Source organism: Acidovorax sp., assembly GCF_046339755.1.
Classification (GTDB): domain Bacteria; phylum Pseudomonadota; class Gammaproteobacteria; order Burkholderiales; family Burkholderiaceae_C; genus Acidovorax.
Genome location: NZ_JBKDTZ010000314.1, coordinates 1 through 12,312 on the forward strand (window position 1 = coordinate 1; position 12,312 = coordinate 12,312).

Genomic DNA, 12,312 nt, shown 5'->3' on the forward strand with positions numbered 1-12,312 from the left:
TGCCGAACCGCCTCCAGTTTGAACTCCCGCGTGTACTGCGCACGCACTTGCTTGTCACTCATTGCTCAACTCCTTGTCGGTATTTTCAACAAGGGTTAAGAACTCCACTTTTCAGGGGCAACCTCAAACGGTGTCCATCACCATCCGCAAACCTTCATACACGGACAAAACACTACTTGATCTCGAAACCCACGGTGCATTCGATGAAGTCCGCGTCATCTCCGACGAACTCAAGGAATTTGAGCGTCGGCTTCTGCAGCTCAAGTCGGCGCTGAACATACGTGAGTTTTTGGAGCTTGCTGTCACGAGTAAACGAAACATTCTCATCGTAGGAAAGACTGGCTCCGGGAAGACTACCGTTACCAAGAGCTTGATCCAGCACATCCCCCGGCACGAGCGCCTGGTGACGATCGAGGATGTCCACGAGCTCTTCATGCGCGATGTCCCAAACAAGGTTCATCTCTTCTACGCCCGGGACGACGAGGGCGGATCGCGCGTGACGCCAAAGCAGGCGCTGGCATCCTGCCTTCGCATGAAGCCGGACCGGATCCTGCTCGCCGAGCTAAGAGGCGACGAGGCGTGGGAGTTCATCAAGAGCGTGAACACCGGACACCCTGGTTCGATTTCAACGATGCATGCGAACGGTGCACACGAAGCATTCGAGCAGCTGACCGCCTTCATCAAGGACAGCAGGACCGGCGCACACCTGGATACCGACTACATCAAACATCGACTCTTCACGACGATCGACGTCGTCCTCTACTTCGACAAATGGAAGTTGCGCGAGATCTACTATGACCCGGAAACTAAGCGAAAGCAGTTGGGCTAAGGGCGTCTTGTCTCTGTCCCTTCTCCTTGCCTTCCTGGCCACCTGGCAGTTGGTCGCCGGCGCAATCATGCTGGCGGCTTTTAATGGCGACTACAACCGTGCCACGCCCTTTACGAGCTTGCAGTTCTGGACCCACTACGGCTCCAACGCTGAAGTCCAACGTTGGTTGGGTATGTCTTCGACGTTCGCATTCTTCGCTGTCGCCGTACCTATCGCCTTGTTGCTGCGCAAAAAGAAGCCCAGCCTCCACGGCGACGCCCGCTTCGCAAAGTGGTCTGAAGTCGTTCGCGCCGGCCTGACTGGGGAGAAGGGACTCATCATCGGAATGCTTCGCGGAAGATACCTCCTCTTTGGTGGTCCACAACATGCACTTCTCGTAGCACCGACTCGATCGGGCAAAGGCGTCTCAGTCGTCATACCCAACCTGCTGCACTGGCCAGAAAGCTGCGTCGTTCTGGACGTTAAAAAGGAGAACTGGGATATCACGAGCGGGTATCGCACCATGCACGGGCAAAGTTGCTATCTGTTCGATCCGGTGTCGTCGAACTGCAAGACACACCGCTACAACCCTCTTGCCTACATCTCAAGCGACCCGAACTTCCGCATCGATGATGCGCAGAAGATTGCGAACATGCTGTTCCCGGACCAACAGGGTACCGATCCAATCTGGACCGCGACGCCTCGCAGTCTCTTCGTCGGCATTGTTCTCTACCTGATCGAAGTGGGCACCAAGCCAATCACCATAGGCCAGGTCCTGCGGGAGACGCTTGTGGAGGGGGACGGAGCGGAGTACTTCCTGAAGCTGATCAAGGAGCGCGAGAACGAGGGTAAGCCGCTCACTGGCGCGTGCCTGCGTGGCCTCCAATCGTACGCATCGATCGCCTCTGACAACACTAGGTCTGGCGTCATGACGTCGTTCCGATCAAGGCTCGAGTTGTGGATGAACCCCATCGTGGATGCAGCCACGAGCGTGAACGACTTCGACTTGCGCGACCTTCGCAAAAAGCGAATGTCGATTTATGTAGGCATCACACCGGACAACCTCGAGCGCCTCTCACCGCTGGTCAACTTGTTCTTTCAGCAGTTGATCGACCTCAATACCCGAGAGCTGCCATCGCAAAACAAGGATCTCAAGTTCACCTGTTTACTGCTGATGGACGAGTTCACCGCGATCGGGAAAATCAATGTGCTTTCCAAAGGCATCAGCTTCATTGCCGGGTACGGCCTGCGCATGATGCCCATCATTCAAAGCGCGTCCCAACTCACTGACGTCTACGGTAAGGAAGCTGCGCTCACCTTCACGACCAACCACGCGGTCAACATCGTTTTTCCTCCGAAGGCTTCCGATCTGCAAGCTACGAGGGACATCAGTGAATGGCTCGGTTACACCACCGTGAAGGGCAAGTCGGAGTCGCGAGGCAAAGCGTTGTTCTCGAAGCGCCACAAGTCAGAGAACATCAGTGATCAACGACGCGCGCTGCTGTTGCCGCAGGAGGCTGCGGCCCTAGGTCAAGACACGGCCATCATCATTCTTGAGAATACCCCGCCCATCAAGGCCAGGAAGGCAACCTACTTCAAGGACCCATCCTTTGTCGCGCGCCTCGGTCTTGTCTCAGCCACGATCCGCGGCGGGAAAAAATCTGTCATCACAAAAGATCAGATGGACGCAGCAATGTATGCGGGCGAACTGGCGTCGACAGTCCCCAGCATTGACCTTGTCGCCCACCTGAACCAGGTCGAAAGGGGCCTTCAAGGCCGCCCAGATGTGCCGCAAGGCGGGAATCCAATCATTCCACCAATGGATTTCGCGATCGACTTCTCTGACATCCCCGCCCCTGCACTTGGAAGTCGAAGCATCGATGCCCTACAAGCCTGGGCTGACGAACTCACCCGCCGGGCAGGCTTCTAACACTGCCCCCAACCAGCAAAGGAGAACGAATGGACAGTCCAACCATTGCAAAGCAACCGACCACCGGCGCCGAGGACGAGGTGAGCGCAATAGTGAAGCGCCGAAACGAAGGCAGAGCCGGCAGTCTCCAGGCGGACCTGTGGGTGCGCCGCGATGTCGAAGACTATTTACGGATCGTCGATCCAGCGGACCGCAAGGTCGCCAGCACGATGATCGCGGCCAATGCCGACGCCAGGAGCGAATACGAAGCAGCTCTACTCAAGAGCGAAAACGGCGCCGTTCTCTTGCATCGGGCGCGCAATGTCGGCCTGGCCGACACATCACCCCAGAGGGGTCAAAGCACACCCGACAAAGGATCCGCGAACACCGATTCACGGCCACATGACGCGAAGCGCTTAAACTCCGGGAGTGTTGACTCACAGGACGAGAAGCCCGTACTTGGCAGTGGCGAAAAAGGTCCTGCGTCCGGCAATCTCCGCGCTGAACGAAGCCCAGCACTTGAGTCCTCGTTGCAGGATGAAACTCGCGCGGAGCCTCGCGACGCTGAACAGACCAGCCAAAATGGCCGCGAGCGTGTCAATCGGATTGAGGCCGTGCCACACACTCTGGGTGCCGACCATGCTCGCGCTGCCGAGGCGGCAATTCATGCAAAGGTGAACAACAGCGACCTGACGAGAGCGGAGAAGCAGACGGTTATGGATCGAGTGCACGACAACATCGCAAAGTCAACGGAGAGGGAGCGCGTCCGCCCGGCTGCATCCTCACAAGATCCGCGCCGCGCAACTGGTTCAAGGCGAGCCGAACAAGAAAATGAAAGCGAACTCGAGCGATGACTCTTAACCCCTCCAGCGTGATACTTCCCTGCATTGCACTTGTGCTGGCGGCATGCAGCGCACCTCAGCCGCCCTCCCCTCCTCCGGTACTCAGGGTGAGCAACGACTACAAATCCGCTGGCCACGGCACCTTCGCGACCGCATATGTGTATGCCGGTCGAACAACCATCGAGCTCCAAACAGCAAGCACCCTCGTGCAAATTGGAGATCGGTTTGGCCAAGCCTATCCAAGCACGATTGAAGGCCGATACATACGCCTTCATGGCATCATCCCGGAAGTTCGAGTGCAAGCAGGGGATCTCATTCAAATGTTCACTCTTGATCCCGCGACAAGGACATATTCCGCGCTGGGCGGTGCGCTGAATTGACGCGAGTAGTTCCCAGCCGGCTCGAATGCGCTGAAAGCTGATCGCACAGACGACTGGTCTCGGTCATCCCCGATCAATGCTCTTGTCCGGCGCACGTCCGCCAGGTGCTGGACCCACGCGGTCTGGAGTCTTGGGAGACTCCACCGATCTCATAGGGGCGTGTGCAAACCCAAGTGCTTGGCCAGCCGCCCTTAACCGGCCCTTGAGACTTTGCAACGCGGTGAGCGGTGGTGGCATGTTGCGCACGAAGGCGCGAATCTGGTTGGCGCGTTCGGTATTGCTTACTTCGACCTCCTTGGGACTCACTCGCTCTCTGCGGCCCGGGCCATCTCCATCAGCGCCAACTCCCTGCCGTCGCATTTCAGGACCACGGGGAGGTCGTCGCCCCAACTGAAGGTGTGCATTCGACTGCAAAAGCACTTGAGCGCGGACTCTTGCGCCATCCACATTGCTAGAGGACACGTTTCGCAAGCCGGGGATACCTCCGGCAATCGCTTCTGATCCACGAGTGCCAGTACTGGGCTTGTATAGAGCGGCAACTGCGAGCTGGGCTTTTCTGTTTGCATCGTTGTTGGATTGATAGTTCGGTCTGACATTGCTCAATAACCTATTGTTAATATCTCTAATCTTCCAATCGAGTTTTCGCAGCGCTCGAGCGGATTGCAGCCACTGCTTCTTTACCTCTCGCTGGGTGTCTTTGATTCGCGCCTCCCACGGCTTTTGAGCGAGGGTGTCTCCTCGGCTTTCTGATCGAAGTTCTGAGACAGCCTCTTGAGCGACAGCCGCGCGCACCTTCGAAACTCTTTCCGGACGGGCTGTGCTCGTCGCGTCGATATGACGCAAGACTTGCTTCTCTGGCCTTTTGACGACTCCGCGCACAACCCGGCCAGTTGCCTCGGCGTCTATCCCTCGCTCGCGAAGTTTTTGTGCAAACACCTCGCGCCATACCTGCGGGTCACCGCGCGCAACCTGAAGCTTTTTCCCATTGAACCCTCTCATCTTCACTGACAAGTGAACATGGGGGTTGTCGGTATCGGTGTGTAGAACAAAGACGTATTGGTGGTTATTACCAAATGTTGATTTTGCGAAGTCTCGTGCTGCGTCCTTTAGCTTTTCAGGTGGATCACATGGGCAGGACAGGATGACATGCATAGTGTCTCTGGATTTCTCTCCAACACGGTGCTGGTCGATATCCCGCATCCAATCCTTGTGAAGCTCGCGAAGCTCATCTTTGGACTTGAATATTTCACCCCTCTCGTTCTCCATTTCAATTTTTGAATTGCGACTTATGTAGACCAGGTGAGACTTGGCATGCGCCCCACCCTTTCCAAAGCTGGAAATCTTTACAACGACTTCAGGCGATCCAGTTGCTACTCGGGCGGCGCGCGCCCTTGCTCCACCAGAGCCTAACTTCAGGTTCGGCGTTCGATTTGCCTTTCTGCGGACTTTTCCAGAATAGCCCGTTTCCCCGATAAGTCGGTCGAGAATGTTCGTCATGCAACTCGCCAAGCCTGGTTTCTGTGGATGACCAAGTCATCAATCGCAGTTCGATTGCACTCGATGCGATCCTGCAACTTGCCTATTAATTCCATCTTGACCTGGCCAGATGCTGAAAGGCTGCGCCCCATCGCCACCTCCTCATTTATGGCCTTTGCTATCTGGTTGATGTTTCTGCCAATAGCGGCTAGTTCTCTATTGGACTCTTTCACCGTGAAAAGCTCGTCGTCGGTGAGTACGCCGCCAGCCATCAAGTTGGCTTGGACCAAGAGCGATACCCAGCGCGCAGGCTTGAAGCCCTCTTCCTTTGCACGTCGCAAAAGAGCAACACGTAGGAATTCCGGGATCCAGAATTCGGAACGGCACATCGTCATCTGGCCGGCAATCGGTTCGATCCGATGGGCTTCAGCCTGATCGTCGTTCAAGAGCGCGAGAAGCATTGCATTCACGAGCGGCGCCGGCTTCGTGCCTCTTGCATGCGCAGCTGCCGCTAGTTTTTGCTTTGTTCCAGCGGGGACTCGGACGGTTAGGACTTCGGTTTCTTCCTTTTTCATCGGCGCTCCGGCCTGCATTGATCAGAAGCTTGCTGGCAACAGGCGGGAAATTTCATGGCTTTCACTGCTGACGCCGATGCGAGGAGTTGCCTATTTAATAGGCTGTATGACAAATGCGGTGGCACCACGAATCCTGCCCTAGATATCAACCACCTCTTATTACTTGCCGCGCATTTACCACTGCGGGGCAACACATATGCAACACCTGTCACACGTACTAACATCATGTTTAGATCAGATTTCATACAATACCTCTACGGGTCTGCCACATATAAACAACAATTTTCAACATTGGAAAGATGAATGATTCTCTGACGAGCGATCTGCAGGCGCTTTCAAAAAATGCTAGCAGCATCTCCATTAGCGCAAAAATTCAGAAAAACATCAAGGAAATTGAGCAAGCCATTGCGTCTGGCGTCTCCATGCGAGAGATCGTCAGCACGCTCAACAAGCATGGTGTTGCCATAACTGAAAAATCATTTCCAATGACCTTATATAGGATACGAAGAAGGGAGCTTTCAAAGTCTGCGAAATTGCAGAGGGGGGAATTAAAATCACAGGTAGCACCATCTCTGGGGCTTGAAACCAGCGCTAGCAGTGTGCAACCCGGGGTTTTGGAAAGTCAAGGTCCAGTTGCGCTGGACGCAATTATTAATAGCTCACCAGACCTGAATGCTCTGAGGAGAGCAGCAAAGCAATTCAAATGAAAGTCGCAGTAATTAATTTCAGTGGCAATGTGGGAAAGACAGTCATTGCATCCCATCTCCTGTCTCCTCGCATGCCAGATGCGAAGATTTTTTCCGTAGAATCCATAAACGCTGGGGCGGATGCGGACGGACTCGAAGTCGAGAAGATTCGCGGCAAAGGATTTGGAGCGCTTGCGGACGAACTTTTGACCGCAGAGAAGGCCATCATCGACGTGGGAGCATCCAATGTCGAGGACTTCCTGAAGATGATGCAGCAGTATGCCGGCTCTCACGAAGACATCGACCATTTCATCATTCCGGTCGTCAAGGAACAGAAAGTTCAGAAGGACACGGTCAACACCATCCGCTCGCTGCAACAAATCGGCGTGAAGCGTGACCGAATCAGTGTGGTCTTCAATCGGGTAGATGTGGACGACAACGTCCAGGCAGACTTTGGCGCCCTGTTCGGCCTGGCCGCGACTGAACGGTCATTCCGCTTGAATGCAGCTGCTGCCATCTACAGCAATGAAGTTTATGAACGTATGAAGGCCGCTCAGACTTCGCTGGGCGCGGTTAACGCGGATGACACGGACTACCGAGCCAAGTTGCGATCCGCCACGACCGATGACGAGAAGGAACATTCGGTCAACATGATCGCCATGAAGAGGTTGGCGATTAGTGCCAATGAAAATCTTGATGCGGTTTACAAGATCATCTTCAAGTAACCCATGACCCACTCCGCCAGTACGGTCAAGAACGCGCTGATTGCGGAGATGCTCGGCGACATTGACTCGATCATGAAAAGGATCGAGCAGTATCCCGAGCTGCTGCGGTCGACGCACATGCAAATGGGAGCCTCAGTCCAGGCGCTTGAGCGCGCAGGGGCCGAGTATCGGACCGCCGCATCGGTGTACACCGATGCGGCCAAGAGCAGCCTGCAGGCTTTCGCGAATCAGAAGGCGGAAGAGATTCGTGCTATCCAATGCGCGCCGCAAACTCAGCAGGACGAACGTTCAACGTTGTCCGTCAGACAGGCGATTTTCGCTTCCGCTGCACTGTCCTCATTCATCACCGCTGTTGCGGTGCTTGCGACCCAAAGACTATCGTGATCGGATCGCCAGTGCGTGGTCAGTGCGATCAGATTCACGACACGATTGAATTCCCGTTGTCATGCCTCAAATCTGAACCCATGCTCTTCACTCTGCACATCGTCAAGCTGGAACCAGGCCACTACCGCGCTCACGTGATGGAGGGGCATGCTCACCTGGGGGATTGCGAAGCGGACAGCATCAGCGCCGCCATTCAGCTGATGGCTGAAAACCCTCTGCCTGAAACAGCAGGGTTTCACATTTGGTATGAAGGAGTCTGCGCAGGCACCACGCCCATTGCAGATATGCGATCAGACCACGAAGGGCTTGCCGAGCGCCTGGTGGCGCTGCACAGCCGCTTCAAGGCGTGATTCCCCTGGGCCGTGTGGCGGACCGCGCCTGAAAGCGCAATCCGCCACAGTTCAGAACAGGGCCAGCTGATCAAGGGCGGCCGGCGCGGGTTTCCAGACTGCAGCCCCCTCAACCCTTGCGGCGCCAACTGGCGCCAGCTCAAGTATCTGCGGCACCGGTACCTGCGCATTGCGGTTCCTCAGCCGAGCACCCCAGCCGCCAAGGATGTGCGCTGGCGTGTACCACCGTTCCCGAACCTCCATGGACAAGGTGTTGCCCAAGATCACCACGGCGGGGACGTGCAGCAATGAAAGTTGCAGATAGGTCATGTGCACAGCGGTTCGGTCAATGTCTTGGGCCGTCACATGCATGCACTGTTGATAGTTGATTTGCTGCGATTGCAACGCGTCGGCCATCGCAATTGCCATCCCTCCCGCGCCGCAAGTGGGTTCACTCACGCGCAGATACCCATGGGCGTCGATCTGACCTTGTGCGTCCTGGCCTAGTGTCAAGCCAGCCATCAGCCGCGAAACTTCATAGGGCGTGAAGAACTGCCCTTTGAAGCTATCGCCCAGCTCAAGCGACATGAACAGTTCGCCCAGGCAATCGGCCATCCCTGCGCATTCCATCCAGGCAGTGAGCGCGGCCAGCATTGCCGGAAACCGCTCCACTTCCTCGCGCTCATAGCGACCCACAATGTCCAAATACCGCGCTTCACGATCCTTGAATTGGGGGATGTCAACCGCGTTGGAGATCGCCAGCGCGGCGACCTCGCAAAAGTCGCTGAAGACCTCGCTGAGGCGATGGCGCCGCGCGTTGTCGCGTAGCAGCCCGGTGATCCGCTTCTTGTGGCCTGCTGGCCCGATCTTGAAGATGTCTTCGGCCATGCCCCGCCCTCCCCTCACGACTCCACCCCGATGGCCCGCAAGGCCTCGGACAGATTCGCAGCGAGCGCACGGCGGCGGGCAATATCCACGGACCCCGCATGCCATCCCGGATTCAGTAAGGCGCTTTCGATAGCAGCGTGGGCCTGTTGCGCAAGTTCAACCACGGCCAGAATGGCACCGACATCCCCGACGAGGTCAGCTAGGAGGCAAAGCAACGCCTCATCGACCGGGCAAGCTCCGAGCGAGTCAAGCTCAGCGATTCGACGCAAGTTGCTCGCTGTGCCGCCCACCGCGACAACTGGCACACGTCGGATCTCCTCGACCTCAACCCGCCATTTGCCGTGCCGAGCCAGGCCGACGAGCCATCGCTTGATACCCCTTGCTCCGTTGTTGCGGGCCACGCCTGCGATGTGCTCCGCTATCGAATGTGTTTGCTGCATGTTGTCCTCTTTGCTCCAATGCCGGCCGGGTTCCAAGATTCGGAGCCGATCAATTGATGGCTCCGTGGCGAAGGCATGTGCCCCGGACTTCGCGGCCGTTTTCCTGAGTTCGTCGCCGGGGGTCTGCCGCGGCCGGGACGGCGGGCGGGCAAGGAGGAGGGTTTGTCAAAGCACAAAGTGCTTTTACGGAAACCTCCTTGCCCGAACAACGGCCAGGCTGCAAAGTCCAACGAAAAGCGACGCACTCAGGCAAAACTGAGCGGGGGTACTTGCCTCGCCACGGTGCCGCCGCGCGGCGAGCGCAAGACCGCGCAGCTGCGCGGCTGGCCATGGGCAAGTGAAGCGCGCAGCGTCGCAGGCGCGAAGGGAGTTAAAGCAGGGGGCGCAGCACCTTGCGATCTGCAGGGTTACCCCCGGCGGCTAAGGGTTGGTGCGCGGTGGGTTGCCGTGGTTGTGCCCGCCGGGCACGTTCCGGCGTCCCAACTCGCAGCATCCCTTGTGGAGCTCCGCAAGTGGTGGCCTGGAGAGTGGCCGAAGGCCAGTCCCGCAGGGACCAAGCCGAATAGGCGCGCTCGGAAGGGCATCCCGGTTTCCGCGAAAGCGGAAATGCGCCAGGATCTCTCAGAGCCCTCCTCCGCTATTTGGTGCTGTCCTCAGGAAACCATTGCCTTATGTCGTCGTAGGCCTGCCCCTGCCCCATGAGAACCACAGCCGCGGCGTGATGCGCCATCAGGTTGAGATACGGCACAGAAGGCGTATGACCCTCGACAAGCTGACACAGCAAATCGTCTTCATCCAGATTCACCTGCAGGCGGCAGGCAAGCGGCCGAAACGCGTAGATGCTGCACGTTTCGTCTTTGAGAAAAGGGCATGGCTTACCAAAGCCCACCGCAGCAAGGTGAGCTTTCGGATCGACGTACTCATTTTGGCTGTCTTGCGAATACGCGCCGGCCTGCTTGTTCAGTGGTCGCCCCGTTTCCTTTGCGATCACTTGAGCCTCTGCTCGCGAGACCGCCACCGTGATGCGACAGCAGTGCGCACAACCTTTGCGGCAAGCAGCGACAGCGGCAACGTCTCGTGTGGCCGTCTCGGCAGCCTTTCGCAACCAATGGACCCGCTTGGCCACGGTGCTCGCATGTGCGGCTTGGGAAAGAAGCCGAGCCTCGGTTGATCGATCGGCGCCGGCGAAGGTTGCGAGCTTCGCCTGGACGCGCTCTTCGAGGCCTTGCCAGCGGGCCTCGATCTTTCCTATGTGCGTTGATAGCTTGTCGTTCACCTGGGCATTATCGGAAATTGAGCTCCCTACGACCTGTTCCGGCGAGCATTTGTCGGAATCCCTTGGAAAAATTACGCAACTACGTCGGAGCAGGTCGCATCGAGAGGCCCTTTACTTCTTCGTGCCGTAGTACTCTGGTCTCGCGGCCCGTCCAGTACGCGCAATGAGCCGTGCCACAAATGATCGGGAGCGCGTCGAAGGATGGCTCCCCCTCCAACTTGACCACAGCGACAGCGCTCTTCTTTTCGATCCACCGCAACTTTTCTCTTTCCGCATCATCCGCGCCGGATTTAGTCGAAGCGAGAACTGCGCCATAGATGGCAACAACGATGAAGAATATGCCAACCGCGTACCGATAGAACATATCGGAGACTCGAAAAAGAAGCGCTGAGAGAGGGGTCATAGCTCCAGCCACTCCGCTCAACCGACCCGTCAGCGCTTTTCTCACTTTAGTCTCAAAAAATGACTGGGACCTTTTCACAGCGGGAAGCATCGAAACACCACCCATCAGCATAGAGATCATCGTCACGAGCAGAGCAATGGCAATCGCGTTGATGATAGGCCACAGAGCAAAGGCAAAGCTCGATGTAAATCCGTTGAAGAGCACCCGATCTATTGGAAGCAGAAACTGCGTGCTCTCAATCCCATAGCGCCCAAGGTAGCTGGTGTAGTGCATTGCGCCAACCGTGTATAGACCTGCCGTTAGAGCCGGAAAGATCGTGATGACGAGTTAAAGCTTTGATAGATCAAGCCGCGGCGCAGGCGTAGCGGCGACCTCCGCGCTATCTGAACGAGGGAGGTCAAATTGCTGCGATTGCCCCACTCCCCTTTTTGAACTAGGCTCTGGCGACTCTTTGCCCTGCAAAGACCGTTCATTCACGATACTTGTCCTTTCAATCGAATTTTCAGAATCAAAGGATTTCAATATAATTTCTCAAACCACTTTTCAATAGGTATTTCGATGGCCAGCTACAAAGATCTTCTGAACCAACGTGATGCTCTTGAGGCACAGATCGGGGAAGCTCGCAAGCGTGAACTATCTGATGCAGTTTCTCAAGTTAGGTCTCTGATCGCTGAGTTTGGGCTCACGCAAGCAGATATCTTTTCTGGCGGCAAACGCAAGAGCAGTACAGCTGGCACCTCCGTCGCGGCCAAGTACCGCGATCCAGCAACGGGTTCTACTTGGACAGGACGAGGCAAGCCGCCACTGTGGATTCGCGACAAAGATCGGTCGGCTTTCGAGATCAAATAGTTCACGTTCTAAGCCGCGCCCCGAACTGAAGAGTTCTGCTGGTACGCAGAACTCTTTTTTTTGGCGCTGGCGCAAACGGCGTCGATTGGACGTAGCGCTGGGGGGGGGGGAAGCTCAGCACCAACCCATACGGCTAGCCGAACTTTCAGCGCTGAAAGTCGCCAGTAAAAGGATTCGCGTCGCACTCGATAAATAAATTCAGCGCAAAAAAATAACTAATTTCAAATCAGAAAAGACGGCCATCAAACGCTAGCCGGCCGAAAGACTTTCAGCGCTGAAAGTTCAGCCACCGCTCAAAGCCATTCGGGCACTGAGACGCGTAATCCGCAACATGGCCTAAGC

General features: G+C 56.4%; 15 protein-coding genes. 9 read left to right on the forward strand and 6 right to left on the reverse strand.

The window, feature by feature from the left end:
* Window positions 1-130 precede the first annotated feature (130 nt).
* From virB11 to ACK59X_RS27275, 4 genes are all read left to right on the forward strand, one after another.
* Entirely contained in the window at window positions 131-829 is a 699-nt protein-coding gene (gene virB11, locus ACK59X_RS27260; RefSeq protein WP_409961648.1) for a P-type DNA transfer ATPase VirB11, read from the forward strand.
* Window positions 795-2,738 carry a type IV secretory system conjugative DNA transfer family protein gene (locus ACK59X_RS27265; RefSeq protein WP_409961649.1) on the forward strand — a complete coding sequence of 648 codons (1,944 nt, stop codon included), beginning with the start codon at window positions 795-797 and terminating at the stop codon, window positions 2,736-2,738. Before virB11 ends, ACK59X_RS27265 begins: the two co-directional genes overlap by 35 nt.
* Before the next feature lie 29 nt (window positions 2,739-2,767).
* Window positions 2,768-3,571, forward strand: coding sequence for a hypothetical protein (locus tag ACK59X_RS27270; protein ID WP_409961650.1), 804 nt, complete (start codon window positions 2,768-2,770; stop codon window positions 3,569-3,571).
* A 95-nt stretch (window positions 3,572-3,666) separates the two neighbouring features.
* A complete protein-coding gene (locus tag ACK59X_RS27275; protein WP_409961651.1) occupies window positions 3,667-3,939 on the forward strand; it encodes a hypothetical protein in 273 nt (90 codons plus the stop codon).
* A 63-nt stretch (window positions 3,940-4,002) separates the two neighbouring features.
* On the opposite strand, the gene ACK59X_RS27280 is transcribed toward ACK59X_RS27275, so the two are convergent.
* Window positions 4,003-5,436 carry a relaxase/mobilization nuclease domain-containing protein gene (locus ACK59X_RS27280; RefSeq protein ID WP_409961652.1) on the reverse strand — a complete coding sequence of 478 codons (1,434 nt, stop codon included), beginning with the start codon at window positions 5,434-5,436 and terminating at the stop codon, window positions 4,003-4,005.
* Complete coding sequence (gene mobC, locus ACK59X_RS27285; protein WP_409961653.1) at window positions 5,433-5,990, reverse strand: plasmid mobilization relaxosome protein MobC; 558 nt, start codon at window positions 5,988-5,990, stop codon at window positions 5,433-5,435. Before mobC ends, ACK59X_RS27280 begins: the two co-directional genes overlap by 4 nt.
* 299 nt (window positions 5,991-6,289) lie before the next feature.
* On the opposite strand from mobC, the gene ACK59X_RS27290 reads away from it, so the two are divergent.
* The 4 genes from ACK59X_RS27290 to ACK59X_RS27305 all read left to right on the forward strand — a co-directional run bounded on the left by ACK59X_RS27290 (window position 6,290) and on the right by ACK59X_RS27305 (window position 8,135).
* Window positions 6,290-6,697 (forward strand): hypothetical protein, encoded by a 408-nt coding sequence (locus ACK59X_RS27290; RefSeq protein WP_409961654.1) that lies wholly within the window; start codon window positions 6,290-6,292, stop codon window positions 6,695-6,697.
* On the forward strand, window positions 6,694-7,401 hold the full coding sequence (stbB, locus tag ACK59X_RS27295; RefSeq protein WP_409961655.1) for a StbB family protein: 708 nt from the start codon (window positions 6,694-6,696) through the stop codon (window positions 7,399-7,401). The genes ACK59X_RS27290 and stbB overlap by 4 nt, the downstream gene beginning before the upstream one ends.
* A 3-nt stretch (window positions 7,402-7,404) precedes the next feature.
* A complete protein-coding gene (locus ACK59X_RS27300; RefSeq protein WP_409961656.1) occupies window positions 7,405-7,785 on the forward strand; it encodes a hypothetical protein in 381 nt (126 codons plus the stop codon).
* Between the two features lie 80 nt (window positions 7,786-7,865).
* A complete protein-coding gene (locus ACK59X_RS27305) occupies window positions 7,866-8,135 on the forward strand; it encodes a hypothetical protein (protein WP_409961657.1) in 270 nt (89 codons plus the stop codon).
* Between the two features lie 51 nt (window positions 8,136-8,186).
* On the opposite strand, the gene ACK59X_RS27310 is transcribed toward ACK59X_RS27305, so the two are convergent.
* The 4 genes from ACK59X_RS27310 to ACK59X_RS27325 all read right to left on the reverse strand — a co-directional run bounded on the left by ACK59X_RS27310 (window position 8,187) and on the right by ACK59X_RS27325 (window position 11,394).
* A complete protein-coding gene (locus ACK59X_RS27310; protein WP_409961658.1) occupies window positions 8,187-9,002 on the reverse strand; it encodes an N-6 DNA methylase in 816 nt (271 codons plus the stop codon).
* Window positions 9,003-9,016: 14 nt separating this feature from the next.
* Window positions 9,017-9,442 carry a hypothetical protein gene (locus ACK59X_RS27315; protein ID WP_409961659.1) on the reverse strand — a complete coding sequence of 142 codons (426 nt, stop codon included), beginning with the start codon at window positions 9,440-9,442 and terminating at the stop codon, window positions 9,017-9,019.
* A 637-nt stretch (window positions 9,443-10,079) separates the two neighbouring features.
* Window positions 10,080-10,718 (reverse strand): YkgJ family cysteine cluster protein, encoded by a 639-nt coding sequence (locus ACK59X_RS27320; protein ID WP_409961660.1) that lies wholly within the window; start codon window positions 10,716-10,718, stop codon window positions 10,080-10,082.
* 79 nt (window positions 10,719-10,797) lie between these two features.
* The gene (locus ACK59X_RS27325; protein ID WP_409961661.1) at window positions 10,798-11,394 is read right to left on the reverse strand and encodes a hypothetical protein; all 597 of its coding nucleotides are present in this window, start codon (window positions 11,392-11,394) and stop codon (window positions 10,798-10,800) included.
* Between the two features lie 285 nt (window positions 11,395-11,679).
* Between ACK59X_RS27325 and ACK59X_RS27330 the strand changes: the two genes are divergently transcribed.
* Window positions 11,680-11,970 (forward strand): H-NS family nucleoid-associated regulatory protein, encoded by a 291-nt coding sequence (locus ACK59X_RS27330; protein ID WP_409961662.1) that lies wholly within the window; start codon window positions 11,680-11,682, stop codon window positions 11,968-11,970.
* The last annotated feature ends 342 nt before the right edge of the window (window positions 11,971-12,312 follow it).